The organism is Acinetobacter boissieri, from assembly GCF_900096955.1.
GTDB lineage: Bacteria > Pseudomonadota > Gammaproteobacteria > Pseudomonadales > Moraxellaceae > Acinetobacter > Acinetobacter boissieri.
Window position 1 is genome coordinate 1 of the sequence record NZ_FMYL01000004.1, and the last position, 18903, is coordinate 18903.

Here is an 18903-nt window from a genome sequence, read left to right on the forward strand (position 1 = left end):
TATGTGTATAGCACGATTTTTCGCCCCAATACCGAGTTTTTCGAGCAGGGTGTCTATAGTGTGATACATAATGCACTTTGTGTATTTAAGTTGATTCAAAGTGTATTTTAATTGTATTTTGCAGTCTATAAGTATTTTTACATTTACACTATTTTTATCATTTATCAATTTAGATAATGCTCATTGAAACGAGCAACCAGACAGAAATTTTAATATTTAGAAAGTTTTCCATCTGGTTTTTAATGATTCATACATTGAATGCTCTCAACCCAATTATTTAACACGTTCAAAATCATTATAGCCAATCATAGAAAATCACTTTCCAAGGCCCGTGCTGTATCCTTAATATTTTAATTCATGCACGTAATATGTTATTGCTGGCTTATAAGCTGAAATTGCTGCTGTCGGGGGATGCTCAATCATGAGATCAAATAATATTTGAAGTGCTTCATCTTTTTTATTTAGAGCTTGAAGACATAACGCATAAAATGGAAGAACTTCTGAAGCCAACGGATAATGTTCACGTAATTTAATAAAAATCTGTTCAGCTTGAATGAACTGCCCTAGACTATGATAAGTACACGCCAGACCAAACGTTGCTTCAAATAGATCAGGTGGCGAGAGTGTTTCTTGGAGTGCTTTTTGATAATACTCTAAAGCATCTTGTTCTCGACCTTCATTATCATAGGCCCAAGCAATATTTAAGTAGATGGCACCAGTGACTTGATCTTGTGAGTTGATTAAATCAAACAATATTTTTCTACTTTGTTCAAATTTCTTATCTTTTCTTAATAAAATTGCATGGTTCAAAATATCTGTGTGCATAGCATTTTCTCTTTAACCCATAAAATAGATTAAAAAATATGGCCAAACACCTACCAACGGTATTTAGCCATATTTTCAAAAAGTTTTTGGTGTCAAACTAGACAAAGATTTCTGCCACCATATAAAGCTTTGCATAACCTGCAACTTGCATACGCTGTGCAGATAATTGTTTGCAATACAATACCCCTCCACGTGTAGATGCTTGATAGGCGATTAACTCAGGTTTATTAAAACGCTGTGACCAAAACGGCGCAAGGGCTGTATGAATTGAGCCTGTTACCGGGTCTTCATTCACCCCTATGGCAGGCGCAAAATAACGACTAATAAAGTCGTACTCTGCTTGATCACTTGGAGCAGTAATCACAACATCTTTCGTTTTTCCATCATTCACTTTGGCATTTAAACAAATACTCTTCAAATGAAGAAAATCTGGCTGTAACTCTAGAACCTGCTCAGCATGCTCGTATTCCACCACATACGCTTGGTCATTTACATATAATGTCTTAAATGGTGTACCTAAAGCCTCGACTAAACCCTGAGGTATTTCTTCAAGTACCGTGGGCTGACGAACAGGAAACTCCATCACAATCAAGCCATCTGTATCTTGCTGAATATAGAAATCTCCCATTTCATTGGTTGTAAAGCGCAAATTTTTTAAAGCAGGATTATTTTCAAACAAAATAAATGCACTGGCTAATGTTGCATGACCACAAAATGCAATTTCATCGGTTGGGGTAAACCAGCGAATATGGTAGCTCTCATCTGTACTGGCTTTTAAAAATGCCGTTTCAGATAAGTTATTTTCTAAAGCAATATTTTGCATGAGCGACTCATCAAGCCACTCATTTAAAATGATTACAGCGGCAGAGTTGCCTTTAAATAACTCTTGGCTAAACGCATCGACTTGGTACATTTTTAACATTATTGTTCTCAGGTTTGATGATGAATCGGTTGTTCATCTTGGCTTTGTTTTAATCGCTCTACATCCGTCTGCCCCATGAGCTGGCTAGTCACCGTTCCTGCAGTCATGGAACCATTTACATTCAGTGCCGTACGCCCCATATCAATTAAAGGTTCAATCGAAATTAAAAGCGCGGCCAGCGTAACAGGGAAACCAAGCGTTGGTAGCACAATAAGTGCAGCAAAAGTTGCACCGCCACCTACCCCTGCCACACCAATAGAACTTAAAGTAACCACACCCACGAGTGTTAAAATCCACATTGGGTCAAGCGGATTCACTCCCATAGTGGGTGCAATCATCACAGCAAGCATGGCAGGATACAACCCAGCACAGCCATTTTGCCCAATGGTTGTACCAAATGAAGCCGAGAAACTTGCAATTGACTCTGGAATACCTAAACGGCGTGTTTGTGTTTCTATATTTAAAGGAATCGTTGCTGCACTAGAGCGACTGGTAAATGCAAAAGTTAGCACAGGCCACACTTTTTTAAAGAACAGTTTAGGACTTACGCCCACACCGGCTAAAATCATGGCATGCACTAAAAACATAATAGCAATGCCCACATAAGAAGCAACTAAAAAACCACCCAGTTTTAAAATATCACTCAGGTTAGCACCTGCAACCACTTTTACCATGAGAGCCAACACACCATAAGGTGTCAGTTTCATGACTAAACGCACCAATCTCATGACCCAAAGCTGTAGCGTATCTACTGCATTTAGAACTGAACGCCCTTTTTCAGGGTGATCTTTGGCCAGTTGCAAGGCTGCTAAACCCAATAGCACAGCAAAAATAACCACGCTAATAATAGACGTTGGTTTTGCACCAGTTAACTCAGCAAACGGATTGGTTGGTATAAACGATAAAATAAACTGAGGTACGTTTAGGCCAGTCACTTGACCTGCATAAGTTGTTTGTATTGCAGTTAAGCGTGCAGTTTCTGCTGTACCTTGCACCAAACCATGCGCTGTAAGGCCAAACAACTGTGTTACACCCACGGCAACCAAAGCAGCAATCGCTGTCGTCAAAAGCAGTGTGCCAATACTAATAAAACTCATTTTCCCTAAAGCAGACGTAGCTGTATGTAACTTTGCCACTGCACTTAAAATTGAAATAAATACCAGTGGCATAACAATCATTTGTAACAACTTCACATAGCCATTACCCACAATATTAAACCAAGTAATCGACTCTGCAAGTACTGGATTTGAAGCACCATAAACCCACTGTAACCCTAAGCCAAAACACACACCTAGACCTAGGCCTGTCAAAACTTTTTTAGACAAACTCCATGATCGCTTACTTAGCTGTGCTAACAGCAATAATAAGCCTACAAATAGCAAGATATTGATCGTTAAAGGTATATTCATCTCTCTATTCTCCTAAGCCTCACGGCAATTTAAATTGTTCTATTTGCACGGATTATAAAGAACTCAAGGGCATTTTTTAAAATGAGATACAATTTCACTTAGAATATTTTTTTATTTTCACATCATACATTTAGATATAAAAAAGCCCTACATGGTGTAGGGCTTTAAACAAATCGGTGAGTTTAACCCATATGTTTAATAATGGCTTTACCAAAATCAGAACAGCTTAATAGTGTTGCACCATCCATTAAGCGCTCAAAGTCATAAGTCACTGTTTTGGCATTAATCGCACCAGATACGCCGTTTATAATGAGATCTGCCGCTTCTGTCCATCCCATATCACGCAGCATCATTTCAGCAGAAAGAATAATTGAACCGGGGTTTACTTTATCTTGACCTGCATATTTTGGCGCAGTACCGTGCGTTGCTTCATATACAGAAACTGCATCACCAATATTTGCACCCGGTGCAATACCAATACCGCCCACTTGAGCCGCTAAAGCATCAGATACATAGTCACCATTTAAGTTCAATGTTGCAATCACTGAGTACTCTGCAGGACGCATTAGAATTTGCTGTAAAAATGCATCGGCAATCACATCTTTAATGACAATTTCGCCACCAGTTTTTGGGTTTTTAATAGTTACCCATGGGCCACCGTCAATAAGCTTGCCACCAAACTCATTGATAGCCAATTCATAGCCCCACTCTTTGAACGCACCTTCGGTGTACTTCATAATGTTGCCTTTGTGTACCAAAGTCACAGATGGCTTATCATTATCAATCGCAAACTGAATTGCTTTACGCACTAAACGCTCTGTCCCTTGCTTAGATACCGGCTTAACACCAATACCACAGCCTTCAGGAAAACGGATTTTCTTTACACCCATTTCTTCTTGTAAAAACTTAATGACTTTTTTTGCTTCGTCAGAATCGGCTTTCCATTCAATACCTGCATAAATATCTTCAGAATTTTCTCTAAAAATAGTCATATCTGTTTGTTCAGGGTGTTTTACAGGCGATGGTACACCTTCAAACCAACGTACAGGACGTGAACATACATATAAATCAAGCTCTTGACGCAAAGCAACATTCAGTGAACGCATACCACCGCCCACTGGTGTAGTGAGTGGCCCTTTAATTGCGACTACATATTCACGTATTGCTTTAAATGTTTCTTCAGGCATATATGTACCATAGGTAGCATTTGCCTTTTCGCCACAGTATACTTCTAACCATTCGATAGCACGTTCACCACCATAGGCTTTTTCTACCGCTGCATTTACAACATCTTTCATCGCTGGCGTAATATCTATGCCAATCCCATCCCCTTCAATGAAAGGAATAATTGGGTGGTTTGGCACATTCCATGATAGATCTGTATTAACGGTAATCTTTTCACCTTGTGTCGGTGCAACAATCTTGTCGTAACCCATTTTACAGGCTCCCTTTTATCTTTAGCGAACTTACATGATTGTCTTTATGACAATTTTTCATTTTTTTAAATGCGACTTCATTCTAAAGTAAATTGATGCAATGCGTCATTTCTGTTGGAAATAATCTACATTTAAAAAATCAATATACACGACACACGTAAAAGCAGATACTTTCATGAAAATTACCATACTCAATAAACCATTTAATGTGCTTTCACAATTCAGAGAAGAAGCAGAACACACCACTTTAGCTGAGTATATTCATGATACTGAGTTACGTGTTTCAGGCCGTTTAGATCGTGATTCTGAAGGCTTACTGATCTTAACTGATCATGGTGGATTAAACCAATACTTAACGAGCCCTAAAAAAAAGCAATATAAAACGTATTTAGCGCAAGTTGATGGTGCTGTAGATGCAGCTGCCGTGAAACAATTATGTAATGGTGTGGAACTTAATGACGGTATGACCTTACCTGCATTAGTAAAAATTGTTGAAGAACCTGAATGGCTTTGGGAAAGAACACCACCAATTCGCTACCGTGCGAACATTCCAACTACATGGTTGGAAATTAAAATTATGGAAGGTAGAAACAGACAGGTTCGCCGCATGACATCTGCTGTCGGTTATCCAACACTGCGCTTAATTCGTACACAAGTCGGGCCAGTTAACTTAATAGAATTAGGCCTAAAAGTAGGTGAGACTCGCTCTATTGAACCGTTGTTATTTCCTGAATTTAAAAAAATTATGGAGCACGTAGAAACACCAAAGAAATTTTTTGCATCAAAACCTAAAACGGGTCATGTAGACAAAAAAACGAAAAAACAAGATAAACAACGTGATAAAGTCTTAGTTGAAATTTTTAAAACAGATGCAGTACGCCCTCGCCGTATTACCAATGGTACGACTCGACCAAATCTAAAAAAAGGTCGTGGACGTCGTACTCGCTAACACTATAGAAAAAAAAGGGGGCAACACATTGCCCCCTTTTTTATTGAATGTTTAAGCCAACTAACCTAACCACGCTTTGGCTTTTTCTGCATTTTGTACAGTAAGTTTCACTGTATCGAGTTTTAAATCTGCACTGTTCACTTGTAATGTCAGCATCTCATCACGGCGGAACACATGCAGCGTTACCGTTTTTTGTTGCTCGCTATATTGCGCCAAAAGCTTTTCAGTGGCTTTTAAATGGTCTATTGCGATCACCACATCGTGTGCAGATACACCTGCTTGGGCTGCCACACTATCACGGCGAACCTGTTGCACTAGTAGTCCCTCTGGTTTCTCTTGTACTTTCATACCTAAAGGTAAAGATTGCTTTTGCTCTAATTCAAAATCTACGCCAAACTGTGTCAACAACTCAGCCAGTGGTAACTCTTGTGTTGAGTTTACCCATGTATCTAAACGTTGTTTCCAATCTTTTTTGGTCAATGCTTCACAGCATTGTAAAATGGTTTGTTCATGAACTTGTTGCCCTTGCTGTGCATTTTGATACAGCTGTCGCATCACTTCGTCTAGGCTAGACCCTTCAAGTTTTAAACTCAAGTCAATACATAAAGCAACTAAAGCCCCTTTGTTATAATAACTTGTACCTGCATTACTGGTATTTTCATCAGGACGATAAAATTTAATCCACGTATCAAAACTTGACTCAGCAACAGATTGCACCTGACGCCCTGCATTTTGCAAATAGCGGTCAATTTGTGCTTTCAGCAATGTTAAATAACTTTCTTTAGAAACCACACCACTACGTAACAAAATTAGGTCATCGTAATACGAGGTAAAACCTTCAAAAATCCAAAGTAGTGATGTATAGCTCTCTTGGTGCAAATTATAGTTTGCCAATACTTCAGGTCGAATACATTTCACTAACCATGAGTGAAAATATTCGTGACTACATAACCCTAAATAACGCTGATAATTCGCTGATGGCTCATCTTTTTCATCAGCCACTGGGAAATCTGTTCTTGGGGCAATTAAACTGGTCGAATTTGGGTGCTCAAGACCACCATAATGATTGGCTGTTGCCATGGTCATAAACACATAATCATTAAATGGTGCATGCCCAAACATTTGTATTTCTGTCGTACAAATTTTTGTCAGATCTGTTTTTAATCGCTGTAAATTGGCTTGATGTCTGCCTGAAATAGTAAATGTATGTTCAATCCCTTCTGCATCAAAAGTAAACCGATCTTGCACAGCACACTCAAAAGGACTGTCAATCAATTGCATGTAATTATCTGCATGCAGTGTGTAATGCCCTACTTGATCGCTTGTATGTTTTAGCCCTGTAGCAATAGTAAAATGTGTTAAGGCTTCAGGTAATTTAACATCTACTTGGCATGTCTGATCGTCTTCACCCAACACCCCTAAACACACACACGAAGGGTTTACATACAATAAATTTTGGTCGACATACGCACCACGTACCGATAAATCATAAGCATACACCTGATACGACACGGTAATTTCCTGAGCCTGTGTCAAATGTACTCGCCATTTATTTTTTTCAAATTTTTCAAGCTGTACAGGCTGCCCTGCGACTGTCTGAGCACGAACTGACTCAACATGCTTGGCAAACTCACGAATCAGATAACTCCCTGGAATCCATGTTGGCAACCATAGCACTTGCTCAGGTTGTGCTAAAAAAGTGAACGACACCTGAATAAGATGCTGTTTATAATCGTCAAATGCTATTTGATAGTGCAACATAAGTCAGAATTTCAATCCAATTTTATTGAGGTGAGCTTTTAGCTTAGCACTTTTTTTGAATGATTTTATGCAACAATAACAACTGTGCATTTTTTGTGACACTTTTTTATTTATTTTAAGTTTGATCACGTAACGTTCTGCGTTCTGATTTGTTTCAAGGCGATTCTTTTGATTTTTTCTACACGACCTCTACTCGCATTTTTCTTATTTATTTTTGTGACTTCTAGCAATGCTGCCATACTTAACATTGCACCCGAATCTGTAGAAGCCGAATCTTGGATGATCTTTGACCCACAAACAGAACAAGTGATTGCTGAACATAATGCAGACATACAACGTGCACCTGCCTCTTTAACCAAAATGATGGTGGCTTATTTAACTTTAGAAGCCATTCATGCAGGACAACTCAAAACCACAGACCCTATTACTGCATCAAGTATCGTCAATTACGTTAAATTTGATGAGTCAAAAATGGGCTTAAAGGTCGGTGAACGTATTACAATTGACCAACTGCTCAGTGGGTTAATTGTCATGTCTGCCAACGATGCAGCAGTGACTTTGGCTGAGAAAATTTCAGGCAACTTGCCTCAGTTTATTGAAAAGATGAATACAACTGCTCAGCAACTTGGTATGTCGAATACCCATTTTACCAACCCCGCTGGCATTACCATGCCAGACCACTACTCCTCTGCTGCCGACTTGGTCAAACTTGCCGACCACCTAATCAAAAAATACCCAGAATATTTAAACTACTCAAAACAGCAAAGCTATACATGGGACGACCTTACGCATAAAGCCACCAATCTGTTACTCAAAAAAGATAACACTATAGATGGCCTTAAAACAGGCTATACCGCAGCGGCAGGGTTTAATTTAGCACTCACAGCAAAACGTCTCACAGCTGATTCAACTTTACCTGAACGCAGACTCATTGTGGTGGTTTTAGGAACAAAAAGTAAATTCAAGCGTGCTCAAGTCGCGAACCAACTCATGAATCTAGCATTTGCTTATACACAAGATATCGTTGCAATTAAAGCCAATCAACCACTCTTTCAATTACCCATCATCAATGGCCAGCAAAAAAGTTTTACCTTCACCTACAAAAACAACAAAATATTGACCACATCTTTATATGCTCAAGACACGCCAATTCAACTGCAAAATTTTGATATGACTACAGGCGTCATTGTTGAAAATAAACAACCCGTTTTACCGTTAAACCCACAACAGATTAAGCTAAATATTACACTTGATCAAAAACAGCTCATTGCACCAATAAATAGAGAAATGGTGCTTGCAAATGTCACCATTTTGCAAAATAATCAACCAATTGATAAATTAAAAATTTCTGCGCCTGTTGTACTAGAACGTGCAAGTTTATTTGAACGATTTATGCATTGGATTAGACACATACTACCGTTTATGTCTAATAAAACTACAGAAGCTATTATTTACCAATAAAAGTCGTTTTAAGTCATTTCACATGGATGTAAAAGGTGGGATATTAAATGGAACAACGCAGTTTAGAATGTCAAATACATATAACACATAAAGGCAAACCAAATCATGAATAACGAATTACATCGAATAGTTATTGTTGGTGGTGGTGCTGGTGGTTTAGAGTTAGCAACGCAGCTCGGTAATACCTTGGGTAAGCATAAAAAAGCTCAGATCACCCTCATTGACCGCTCATTATCACACATTTGGAAGCCACTTTTGCATGAAATTGCAGCTGGTACACTGAACCCACATTCAGAAGAAACCAACTACTTTGCACATGCAAAAAAACATCATTACCAATTTATTTTGGGTCAGTTCGAAGGTTTAGATAAAAGCACAAAAAATATTAAAATTAGTACCCCCCAACTGTCAGAGAAATATTATCACGAAGGCTTTACAGACATTCACTACGACACACTGGTCTTAGCGATTGGCTCTCGTTGTAATGACTTTAACACCAAGGGTGTACGTGACAACTGCTACTTCTTAGACAATCGAGAGCAAGCAGATGTTTTCCAACAAGATCTATTTCATCTGTATTTAAATGCACAAAACTCACCTGAAAAACGAATGCTCAATATTGCTATTATTGGTGCAGGTGCAACAGGTGTAGAGCTTTCAGCAGAGCTCATTGATGCTAAGGAAAATTTCAACCAATACGGCCTCGATCATATTGACCCTAAGTCAGTCAAGATTACACTCATTGAAGCCACCAATCGTATTTTGCCTGTACTATCCGCATCAATCTCTGCACAAACACAAAAAACGCTCGAAAAAATGGGCATTGATGTGCTCACAGAGCATAAAGTGAGCGAAGTCACTAAAGATTCCATTCAATTTGCAGATGGAAAAACTATTCCAGCAGACATGATTGTGTGGGCAGCAGGCGTAAAAGCGCCACCTGTACTTGAATTACTTGAAGGCTTTGAAAAAGACCGTATTAATCGTTTAAAAGTGTATGCAACATTGCAAACTTTAAGCGAACCAAGCATTTTTGCGCTCGGTGACTGTGCCCACTGCCAACCTGATGCACACGAACCACCGCTTGCACCACGTGCACAAGTCGCAAGCCAACAGGCCAGTTTCTTAGCAGAAGCCATTCCTGTGTACTTACGTGGTGGTAGCATGCCAATGTTCAGCTTTACAGATAAAGGCTCACTGGTTTCTTTAAGTCGCAACAAAGCGATTGGTGAAATTCTAGGCCAAGTCAAAGTACATGGTGCTTTAGCACGTTCAATGTATGCATCACTTTATCGTATTCATCAAACCCATATCCATGGCTATACGCAAGCAGGTTTAATGATGACAAAAGACTTTGTCACTCGTCGTGTTGGGCCAAAAATTAAACTTTACTAGCTTGAAGTACATTATATAGGTTGATTGTTTGTACTAAAAAATATGTAATGGTTGTTTTTTAAGCAACCATTCATTGATTTTTTACAAATGATCTTCATACTATAAATCAATGCAACGATGCCTTAACCTATTTTTCTATGCAGTCATGCATTTTGAAATATTGGCACATAAAAATGGATATGAGATATGACCGCAATTGCGAATAACCAAGTTGTTTCATTCAACTACACACTCACTAATACAGAAGGTGAAACACTCGACAAATCACAAGGCGAGCCACTCGTTTATTTGCATGGTGCAGGAAACATCATTCCTGGCTTAGAAAAAGCACTTGAAGGCAAAACTGTTAGTGACAAATTTGTAATCACTATCCCTGCTGCTGAAGCATATGGCGAATACAACCCTGAACTTGTGCAAGAAGTACCTGCTCAAATGTTCCAAGGTGTAGAAAACATCGAAGCGGGCATGCAGTTCCAAGCACAAACAGATGATGGCGTACAAATCGTAACCGTAAAATCTGTTGAAGGCGAAACAATTATTGTAGATGCAAACTTCCCACTTGCAGGTCAAGACCTTACATTTGACGTTGAAGTAACTGACGTACGTGAAGCAACTCAAGAAGAATTAGACCACGGCCATGTACATGGTGCAGGTGGTCATCATCACTAAGTGATGACGAACAAAAAAGCAAAGCTTCGGCTTTGCTTTTTTTGTGCCGATGATTACACTAGATAGACCGTGTTTAGAAAATATAATTATGCCAACACAGCTCATTTGGTTTCGTCAAGACCTTCGTATACAAGACCATAGCGCACTATGGCATGCCACACAGCAAGGCCAACCCTGTATTGCTGTCGTCATTTTATCGCCAGAACAATGGCAAATACATCATGATGCATCTTGTAAAATCAACTTCTATCTTCGACAACTCAAAATACTACAGCAACATCTTCTAGAAAAAAATATTCCTCTTATTGTGGCTCAAGTAAATCTTTGGAAAAATGTCGCTAATTATATGCTTCAACTCACAGAGCAGTTGGGCGTAACCCATGTATACGCCAATGCAGAATATGCTGTACATGAAAAACAACGTGATGACGCAGTACTAAAAGTACTTTCACAACAGGGTAAGAAATTTCAACTTTTTCAAGACCACACTTTATTTCCTGCAAAAAGTATTCGTACACAGAGCAATCAACCTTATAAAGTTTTTACCCCTTTTAAAAAAGTGTGCTTTGAACGACTACAATACAGCATACCCAAATGCTACCCAGACATTGAAACACAACAGCGTATTACTCTACAAAATGACATTCGGCAAGTATCTATTGATGACATGCTGACACAATACCCAGTTTCAGAATACATGTTACAACAATGGCCTGTCGGTGAGTCTATTGCGCATGAAAAACTCTATGAGTTCACGCAACACCAAGTCAAACAATACAAAAACCAAAGAGACTTGCCTGCCATACATGGCACCAGTCGTATATCTGCGTATTTAAATATAGGCATTATTTCAGCCAGACAATGTTTACAAGCGTTGTTTCAACCGTATCACGGTGAGTTTGTTTTAAGCGATAAGGGAATTGAAACTTGGCTTAGTGAAATACTTTGGCGTGAATTTTATCAACACATTATGGTTGATTATCCTAAAGTATCTAAATCAAAACCATTTAAAGATGAAACTGCCCGATTGGCATGGCGTGATGCACCACACGATTTTGAAAAATGGGCACAAGGTCAAACTGGCATACCCATTGTAGATGCCGGTATGCGAGAGTTAAAGAACACGGGTTGGATGCATAACCGTGTACGTATGATCTGTGCAATGTTTCTCACTAAAAATTTACTCATAGACTGGCGAGAAGGTGAACGTTGGTTTATGCAACATTTAATTGATGGAGAACTGGCGGCCAATAATGGCGGTTGGCAATGGTCTGCTTCTACAGGTACGGACTCTGCACCCTATTTTCGCATTTTCAATCCAGTCACGCAGTCTGAACGCTTCGACCCAGAAGGCACTTATATCAAACAGTGGGTGCCTGAATTGGCATCATTATCTGCGAAGCAGGTACATGCCCCATTTGAGCATAAAATTGGCCACATCGAATACCCGAAACCCATCGTAGACCTTAAATCTAGCCGTGTACGTGCCATTGACGCTTTTAAAAACCTTTAAATAAAACCCTCAAAGGTATGATGGTCTTTTAGCTATTATACCTTTGATATATACATGGGCTTATCTTGCATCTCGTTTAAACACGAGTTCATTTGCACTTGAGCTCACTGCATCGAAATAATAGCCATCAACAGCAAATGCTTTTAAATCTTCAATACGGGTAATCTGATGCTCAATCACAAAACGTGCCATTAAGCCACGGGCTTTTTTGGTATAAAAACTAATAATTTTGTATTGATCATTTTTCTGATCTAAAAATACAGGCCGAATAATCTCAGCCTTGACCTGACTTGGCTTCACTGCTTTATAATATTCATCAGAGGCTAAATTCAACAAAATTTGACTATTTGCGACGTCTAAATCTTGGTTGATTTGCTGTGTAATACGCTCACCCCAAAAGCTATACAAGTTTGTACCACGTTCATTCTGCAGTTTCGTACCCATTTCTAAACGATACGGCATCATTAAATCTAAAGGGCGTAATACACCATATAAACCTGAAAGCATACGCAAATGTTGTTGAGCGAAATCAAGCTGTTTTTCACTTAAATTATATGCATCTAAACCAGTGTAGACATCACCTTTAAAAGCAAAAATAGCTTGGCGTGCATTGCCAAAATCAAAAGACGGCGACCAATCTTGAAAACGTGCTACATTCAGTTGTGCTATTTTCTCACTCACATGCATTAAACTTGCTACTTGAGTTGCAGAAAGTTTACGACAGACATTTATCAGTTGAGCTGACTGATCGAGCAACCGAGGCTGTGTAAAATGATCTGTGGGTAAAACCGTTTCGTAATCCAATGTTTTGGCTGGGGATATGAGGCTTAGCATTGTCTTACCTATCATCTATTATATTCATGTCTGTTACTATAACAGTCATGAATTTCTAAAGCTAATTTGTGTTTTTAATCGTAATTATCGGTATCATAGAGACTCCTTCTTACCCAAGAAATATCAACGATATGACTGATACACTCTTTTTAAATGGCCCAGTCGGTAAAATTGAAGTATTTGTTGATTATCCACAAATCACTGCAAAAGGATTTGCCGTAATATGTCACCCTCATCCACTACAAGGAGGTACACCACAGCACAAAGTGCCTGCCCTTTTGGCTAAAATTTTAGCTGAGCGAGGCTGTATTGTGTATAGACCGAGCTTTCGTGGCTCTGGTAACAGCGAAGGTACACATAATGAAGGTTTTGGCGAAACAGATGATATCCTAGCTGTCATTAACTATGCCAAACAACAACATCCAGAACTCGTATTTTATGCTGGTGGGTTTAGTTTTGGTGCACATGTGATTGCTAAAGCGTACGACCAACTTGAACAACTTGAGCGCCCAACGCAGTTGGTCCTCTGTGGGTTGCCTACCGCAACTGTACAAGGTTTAAGACATTATAAAACACCTGAACTTAAAGGTGACTTACTGCTTATACACGGCGAAAGTGATGACATTACATTGTTATCAGATGCAATTACTTGGGCGAAACCTCAAAAACATCCAATCACCATTTTCCCAGGTGCAAACCACTTTTTTACAGGCTACTTGAAACAGCTGAACGAAACCATTCAACGCTATATTAATTTATAATTAAAGCTAAGTATCGCATGCCGCCGTGCATGCGATATATAATAACTGATGGATTTAACTTTTGGTAATCGATATGAAAAATCATACATCCACTCTATCTGAATCGCTGTCACCCCCTCTAATTGATGCACATACCAAGTTTGAAGATATGCTTGCAATGCTCATTGGTACATTTATTCTATCTTTTGCTCTAAATTTACTCCAGTTTTCGGGCATTATGACCGGAGGTACAGCAGGATTATCATTACTCATTCACTACATTACTGGCTTAAAATTTGGCACAGTATTTTTTCTGATTAATATTCCCTTTTATTATTTTGCATATAAAAAAATGGGGGTAGCTTTAGTCGTTAAAACATTTATTGCTGTGGTTTTACTGTCTGCATTTACTGAAATCATGCCACAATTTATTAAAATTCAAGCACTCAACCCAATTTATGCCACAATTGTTGCCAACTTAATTATGGGTGTAAGTTTCTTAATTTTATTTAGACATCGTTCTAGTCTAGGTGGTGTTAATCTTTTAGCCTTATATTTACAAAGCAGATTTAATATTGCAGCAGGTAAATTTCAGATGGGCGTAGACTTGAGTATTCTCATTGCTTCATCTTTTTTTGTAGAATGGCACTTATTAGCCATTTCAATCTTAGGTGCTTTTGTACTGAACTTTGTGATTGCAATGAACCATAAAAGCTCACGTTATATTGCTTAATACAGATACAAATCCAAGATTAAAAGCTTGGGTAACAGATCAGTTATATCACTGACATCTATTGTTCATGTGTTCTTCCTAGACTTTAGACTTCACAACAACAGTGTATAACATCAAATGAATAAGAAATTAGCTTTAAGTATTTTAGCCTCAATACTTATGATAACGGGCTGTCAAACACAACCGACTCCAAGTACAAAAGCAGCCAAATTAGTTGCTTTTGCGAGCTTACCGGCAGGTACTTTTACCGAAGGGCCAAGTAGTGGCCACAAAATTGAAGGTAAAAATGGTTTTTCTGTCCCTTTTAAAAGTCAGCCTATACAAGGTTTCTCTGCTGCGATCAAAAATAAAGCGGGCACATATACCGTAATGCCTGACAATGGTTTTGGTACGCAAGAAAATTCGAGTGACTTCTTACTGCGCATGTATACGCTGGACATTGACTTTGCAACAAAAAAACACCCCACACAGAACATCAATATTATTAAAACGATTCAACTTAAAGACCCAAATCATCTTATTCCATTTGAAATTATTCATCAAAACACAGCTGATCGCTTACTCACAGGTGCAGATTTTGACATCGAATCAATGCAACAATTGAGTGATGGGAGCTATTGGATCGGTGATGAATTTGGCCCATATTTACTGCACTTTTCTGCAGATGGCGTATTGCTTGACCCGCCAGTTACTCTGCCTAACCCACTTGAACCCAACACAGCGTTAAGATCACCACAAAATCAGTTTAATCGTAATAAATCACAATACATTGAACCATTGGTACAAAAGAGTGGTGGTTTTGAAGGGATGGCTCTTTCTCCTGACCAGAAGTTTTTATATCCTATACTTGAAAAACCATTGCTCAACTCAAAAGAAAAACAACTGCTGATTTTTCAATTTGACATACAGAAGAAACAATATACTCCAAACTACTACTACTTTGCACTAGATGCTAAAGCCACAAATATTGGCGACTTTCAAATGTTTAATGATAAAGATGGTCTCATTATTGAACGAGATGCCAGTCAAAATGATCCAAATGGCTACAAAAAGATTATTCAAGTCCATTTCAATGATGTAAAACACGCAGTAACACGTAAAGAATTAGTCAATTTAATGGCAATTAATAACCCCAATGAACTCTACAAAACCACCCGATATGCAGGCGATTTAGGTACAGGCACACAGTTTATGATGCCATTTGAAACCATTGAAGATATTATTATTGAAAGCCCAGATACCATTACCATATTGAATGACAATAACTTTCCATTTTCATCTGGTCGAAATGCCAATACAGCAGATAACAATGAAGTGATAAAAATTAAACTCCCCCAATCACTGTGGTAAGCCGTTGGTTATTTGTTAACTGTACTATCACAACGAGTTTTAGCCCGTTTCTATCTGCTCAGTTGAGTCAAAAATGGGCTAAAACAGCACTCACAGCAAATCATAATAATGACAATAGTTTGATCAAAAAATAAATTTATCTATTTATTTTTTAATCATTAGAGTTGCTGAGTAATCGAACAATCTGTTTGCGTAAAATTCACTTGTGCAAGTGCGCCATTAACCAATGACATTTGTGGTGGTACATGGCCAATATCTACATCGTAAATGACAGGAATATTAAGATATCCCAGGGCCAACTTTAATGCATCTATATAGGTCAATTGATCTGTAGCGCCTTTTTCTTGTTCTTTAGTTGAACTTCGACCTACTAAAATGCCTGATAACCCATTGAACCAATACTGCATTTTCAAGCTGAGCAAAGCTCTTGCAAGTGCACAAGGTTTCAGCTCCGAACTTTCAAAATAAAGAATTATTCCTACAGTCGCATATTGTTTTATAAACTGAGGAATATCTCCAAACTCAGTACCTGCGAGGCGAGAGATTGTTTCTAAACACCCTCCAATGAAACGACCATGAAAAGAGATTGGCGAAACTTCTCCATCTAAACGTTTCCATTGTGTCGGCACTGTTAAATTAAAACCATCAGAAGGATTCAATGCCCAATTATTTGGTTGACTTTGATAGTGTAAAGACGATGCCTGATGAATAATGGCTCCTCTATTTACCTGTAAAACATCCCATATTTTTTCTGTAGTTGTATCTGGTGATGTAATAGAAAACTCCATTAAATTCGGACTATGCAACGTTGCCCAACCTGCAATCGTGGTAATAGCATATGTAATGTACTTAAATCAGAATACCCACAAAACCATTTCGGTTCACATGTAGAAAGCTGTTTAAAATCTATTAATTCCAAAATATCCATTGCGAGCTCTCCTCCCCACGGAGGCATAATGGCTTTAACCTCTGAGTTAAGTAAAAAACCGTTCAGTTCTTTTGCTCTTGCTAGTCTGTTATCACTGGCATTCTTGTGTACCGAACGTAAACAGTGCCCTTCAATGACTCTAAACCCCTTTGCCTTTAAATGTTTGATGACATAATCAAGCCGAGCATGAAAATGATTGGGAACCCCCATAGATGGTGCAGTAATTGCGATCAAATCGCCCTCAACTAAAGGAGGAGGAAAACGTATATTCATAAATCACAAACCTCTATCATGTTTTTGTTATTTAATACTTATAACTCAAAATAGATCAACCTTGTGATTAAAAGCATACCGTTGATTTAAACATATCGCTTACAACGTATATTTAAAATGATTTCACAAGCAAAGATTGTTATATACAAAACAGAAAAAGCCCCCTACATAACATAGAAGGCTCATTGCTTACTCACTAATTATTGCAAATCTATCTCATAGTGTGGAGCTGTCGAACTTACTTACCCACCAAAGACAACGCCGTTTTGAGTAACGTCCAACATTTTTCTACTGTTTCAACATTTACTCGCTCACCCGGTGCATGTGCCCCACGAATATCTGGGCCAAATGAAACCATGTGTAAATCTGGATAATGTTCAGCAATAATACCGCACTCTAAGCCTGCATGAATTACTTTAAGCTTAGCATCTATACCAAATGCTGTTTGATATGCCTGCTGTAAACACTTTAAAGCCGCAGACTCTGGGTTAGGCGTCCAACCTGAAACAAGAGGAGTTAGAGTTGCTTGTGCACCATAGCTGATAAAATGTGTTTTGATCGTTTCAGCAAGCTGTGCTGCTTGTGTATTGACCATTGAACGGACCATAATTTTAGCAGATACCTCTGTAGCAGTTATAGCAAGCATGCCAATGTTATTTGACGTCTCAACCACATCATCTAATACTTCACTCATACGGTATATGCCATATGGACAAGTTGCCAGTGCAGTGATCCATGCTTGTGTAACATGCGTTGGGCAAATCTGTGTTGGCACTGAACACGGCATCAATGTAATCTCTAAGCCGTCATCAATCCCTTTTAATGTTTCAAGGCAGTGTTGTTGATACTGAGAGACCTGTTGCTGAAAGTCTCTATACTGTTGTTCAGTTAAACCTATGACTGCAGACGCTTCTCTAGGAATTGCGTTACGTGCAGTACCACCGACCAATGAAGCCAAATAGCCATTGCCTAAATATTGATGTAAACATTGCACTAAAATCACATTAGCATTACCACGACCTAAGTGAATATCCACCCCTGAGTGTCCACCTTTAATTCCTTGTACACTTAGCTGAAACCAAAGCTGATCTTGTGGTGTTTCTTGTGCTATGACTGCTTGTGTGAGTTCAACATCTTGACTGCCTGCACAACCCAAATATAACTCGCCCCATTCTTCAGTATCCATATTAAAAAGCCACTTACCTTTTAATACTTCTGGATCTAACCCTCTAGCACCGCTCATACCGGCTTCTTCATCTACCGTAAGTAATACTTCAATTGGGCCATGCTCAATATCGTCACTATCTAATACTGCGAGCGCTAAAGCCACACCAATCCCGTTATCTGCACCTAACGTTGTATTTTTAGCAATCAGCCAACCGTCTTCTAACACAGGCTGTATGGGGTCTTTATTAAAGTCATGTATTGTATTTCGGTTAGCTTGCGTCACCATATCTACATGTGCTTGTAAAATAACAGGGATAACCTGTTCTTTACCTTGACTCGCAGGTTTGGTAATAATTAAGTTGCCTGCACCATCAATAACACTTGGGAAATTCTTTTCTATGGCCCATGCTTGTAACACGTCTCTGAGCTGTTGTTCTTGCTTAGATATTCGAGGAATACGACATAACGTATCAAAGTGTTTCCAAACAATCTGTGGTTGTAATTGGGAGAAATCAAACATGCTCATAACCATTACTCA

The 18903-nt window shown here is 38.7% G+C and carries 17 protein-coding genes; 8 read left to right on the forward strand and 9 right to left on the reverse strand.

All coding sequences use genetic code 11. From position 1 onward, the window contains the following. Positions 1–342: 342 nt before the first annotated feature. From BLS38_RS04895 to icd, 4 genes are all read right to left on the reverse strand, one after another. Positions 343–825: a tetratricopeptide repeat protein gene (locus BLS38_RS04895; protein WP_092747277.1), complete on the reverse strand. Its 483-nt coding sequence runs from the start codon at positions 823–825 to the stop codon at positions 343–345. A gap of 97 nt (positions 826–922) precedes the next feature. Beyond that, positions 923–1747, reverse strand: coding sequence for a PhzF family phenazine biosynthesis protein (locus BLS38_RS04900; protein WP_092747279.1), 825 nt, complete (start codon positions 1745–1747; stop codon positions 923–925). Positions 1748–1755: 8 nt separating this feature from the next. Next, positions 1756–3156, reverse strand: a complete 1401-nt coding sequence (locus tag BLS38_RS04905; RefSeq protein WP_092747281.1) for an L-cystine transporter — start codon at positions 3154–3156, stop codon at positions 1756–1758. Positions 3157–3338: 182 nt separating this feature from the next. Then, positions 3339–4592 carry an NADP-dependent isocitrate dehydrogenase gene (gene icd / locus BLS38_RS04910; protein WP_092747283.1) on the reverse strand — a complete coding sequence of 418 codons (1254 nt, stop codon included), beginning with the start codon at positions 4590–4592 and terminating at the stop codon, positions 3339–3341. Positions 4593–4767: 175 nt separating this feature from the next. Between icd and BLS38_RS04915 the strand changes: the two genes are divergently transcribed. Next, on the forward strand, positions 4768–5541 hold the full coding sequence (locus BLS38_RS04915; RefSeq protein WP_092747285.1) for a pseudouridine synthase: 774 nt from the start codon (positions 4768–4770) through the stop codon (positions 5539–5541). A gap of 60 nt (positions 5542–5601) precedes the next feature. Here the strand turns inward: BLS38_RS04915 and BLS38_RS04920 are convergent, their stop codons facing one another. Beyond that, positions 5602–7302: a M61 family metallopeptidase gene (locus BLS38_RS04920; protein WP_092747287.1), complete on the reverse strand. Its 1701-nt coding sequence runs from the start codon at positions 7300–7302 to the stop codon at positions 5602–5604. Positions 7303–7473: 171 nt separating this feature from the next. Between BLS38_RS04920 and BLS38_RS04925 the strand changes: the two genes are divergently transcribed. From BLS38_RS04925 to phrB, 4 genes are all read left to right on the forward strand, one after another. Further along, positions 7474–8763, forward strand: coding sequence for a D-alanyl-D-alanine carboxypeptidase family protein (locus BLS38_RS04925; RefSeq protein WP_244518199.1), 1290 nt, complete (start codon positions 7474–7476; stop codon positions 8761–8763). A gap of 105 nt (positions 8764–8868) precedes the next feature. Beyond that, positions 8869–10158: an NAD(P)/FAD-dependent oxidoreductase gene (locus BLS38_RS04930; protein WP_092747291.1), complete on the forward strand. Its 1290-nt coding sequence runs from the start codon at positions 8869–8871 to the stop codon at positions 10156–10158. Between the two features lie 186 nt (positions 10159–10344). Further along, on the forward strand, positions 10345–10827 hold the full coding sequence (locus tag BLS38_RS04935; protein WP_092747293.1) for an FKBP-type peptidyl-prolyl cis-trans isomerase: 483 nt from the start codon (positions 10345–10347) through the stop codon (positions 10825–10827). 88 nt (positions 10828–10915) lie between these two features. Beyond that, positions 10916–12340, forward strand: coding sequence for a deoxyribodipyrimidine photo-lyase (gene phrB, locus BLS38_RS04940; protein ID WP_092747295.1), 1425 nt, complete (start codon positions 10916–10918; stop codon positions 12338–12340). Between the two features lie 60 nt (positions 12341–12400). On the opposite strand, the gene yaaA is transcribed toward phrB, so the two are convergent. Next, positions 12401–13174, reverse strand: a complete 774-nt coding sequence (yaaA, locus tag BLS38_RS04945) for a peroxide stress protein YaaA (protein ID WP_092747297.1) — start codon at positions 13172–13174, stop codon at positions 12401–12403. A 131-nt stretch (positions 13175–13305) separates the two neighbouring features. Between yaaA and BLS38_RS04950 the strand changes: the two genes are divergently transcribed. The 3 genes from BLS38_RS04950 (at position 13306) to BLS38_RS04960 (ending at position 15997) form a co-directional block, all read left to right on the forward strand. Continuing rightward, positions 13306–13935 carry an alpha/beta hydrolase gene (locus tag BLS38_RS04950; protein WP_092747299.1) on the forward strand — a complete coding sequence of 210 codons (630 nt, stop codon included), beginning with the start codon at positions 13306–13308 and terminating at the stop codon, positions 13933–13935. Positions 13936–14008: 73 nt separating this feature from the next. Further along, on the forward strand, positions 14009–14647 hold the full coding sequence (locus BLS38_RS04955) for a YitT family protein (RefSeq protein WP_092747301.1): 639 nt from the start codon (positions 14009–14011) through the stop codon (positions 14645–14647). A 117-nt stretch (positions 14648–14764) separates the two neighbouring features. Next, on the forward strand, positions 14765–15997 hold the full coding sequence (locus BLS38_RS04960; protein ID WP_092747303.1) for an esterase-like activity of phytase family protein: 1233 nt from the start codon (positions 14765–14767) through the stop codon (positions 15995–15997). A 158-nt stretch (positions 15998–16155) separates the two neighbouring features. Here the strand turns inward: BLS38_RS04960 and BLS38_RS13055 are convergent, their stop codons facing one another. From BLS38_RS13055 to pepD, 3 genes are all read right to left on the reverse strand, one after another. Beyond that, positions 16156–16785, reverse strand: coding sequence for a S66 peptidase family protein (locus tag BLS38_RS13055; protein ID WP_213030498.1), 630 nt, complete (start codon positions 16783–16785; stop codon positions 16156–16158). Next, positions 16785–17198, reverse strand: coding sequence for an LD-carboxypeptidase (locus tag BLS38_RS13060; protein ID WP_213030499.1), 414 nt, complete (start codon positions 17196–17198; stop codon positions 16785–16787). The genes BLS38_RS13055 and BLS38_RS13060 overlap by 1 nt, the downstream gene beginning before the upstream one ends. Before the next feature lie 238 nt (positions 17199–17436). Next, complete coding sequence (pepD, locus tag BLS38_RS04970; protein ID WP_092747305.1) at positions 17437–18891, reverse strand: beta-Ala-His dipeptidase; 1455 nt, start codon at positions 18889–18891, stop codon at positions 17437–17439. Between the last annotated feature and the right edge of the window lie 12 nt (positions 18892–18903).

What these genes read in the sequence shown, in the direction of transcription:
- BLS38_RS04895 (WP_092747277.1), bottom strand. Translation starts at nt 825, where the DNA reads ATGCACACAGATATTTTGAACCATGCAATTTTATTAAGAAAAGATAAG.
- BLS38_RS04900 (WP_092747279.1), bottom strand. Translation starts at nt 1,747, where the DNA reads ATGTTAAAAATGTACCAAGTCGATGCGTTTAGCCAAGAGTTATTTAAA.
- BLS38_RS04905 (WP_092747281.1), bottom strand. Translation starts at nt 3,156, where the DNA reads ATGAATATACCTTTAACGATCAATATCTTGCTATTTGTAGGCTTATTA.
- icd (WP_092747283.1), bottom strand. Translation starts at nt 4,592, where the DNA reads ATGGGTTACGACAAGATTGTTGCACCGACACAAGGTGAAAAGATTACC.
- BLS38_RS04915 (WP_092747285.1), top strand. Translation starts at nt 4,768, where the DNA reads ATGAAAATTACCATACTCAATAAACCATTTAATGTGCTTTCACAATTC.
- BLS38_RS04920 (WP_092747287.1), bottom strand. Translation starts at nt 7,302, where the DNA reads ATGTTGCACTATCAAATAGCATTTGACGATTATAAACAGCATCTTATT.
- BLS38_RS04930 (WP_092747291.1), top strand. Translation starts at nt 8,869, where the DNA reads ATGAATAACGAATTACATCGAATAGTTATTGTTGGTGGTGGTGCTGGT.
- BLS38_RS04935 (WP_092747293.1), top strand. Translation starts at nt 10,345, where the DNA reads ATGACCGCAATTGCGAATAACCAAGTTGTTTCATTCAACTACACACTC.
- phrB (WP_092747295.1), top strand. Translation starts at nt 10,916, where the DNA reads ATGCCAACACAGCTCATTTGGTTTCGTCAAGACCTTCGTATACAAGAC.
- yaaA (WP_092747297.1), bottom strand. Translation starts at nt 13,174, where the DNA reads ATGCTAAGCCTCATATCCCCAGCCAAAACATTGGATTACGAAACGGTT.
- BLS38_RS04950 (WP_092747299.1), top strand. Translation starts at nt 13,306, where the DNA reads ATGACTGATACACTCTTTTTAAATGGCCCAGTCGGTAAAATTGAAGTA.
- BLS38_RS04955 (WP_092747301.1), top strand. Translation starts at nt 14,009, where the DNA reads ATGAAAAATCATACATCCACTCTATCTGAATCGCTGTCACCCCCTCTA.
- BLS38_RS04960 (WP_092747303.1), top strand. Translation starts at nt 14,765, where the DNA reads ATGAATAAGAAATTAGCTTTAAGTATTTTAGCCTCAATACTTATGATA.
- BLS38_RS13055 (WP_213030498.1), bottom strand. Translation starts at nt 16,785, where the DNA reads ATGGAGTTTTCTATTACATCACCAGATACAACTACAGAAAAAATATGG.
- BLS38_RS13060 (WP_213030499.1), bottom strand. Translation starts at nt 17,198, where the DNA reads ATGAATATACGTTTTCCTCCTCCTTTAGTTGAGGGCGATTTGATCGCA.
- pepD (WP_092747305.1), bottom strand. Translation starts at nt 18,891, where the DNA reads ATGAGCATGTTTGATTTCTCCCAATTACAACCACAGATTGTTTGGAAA.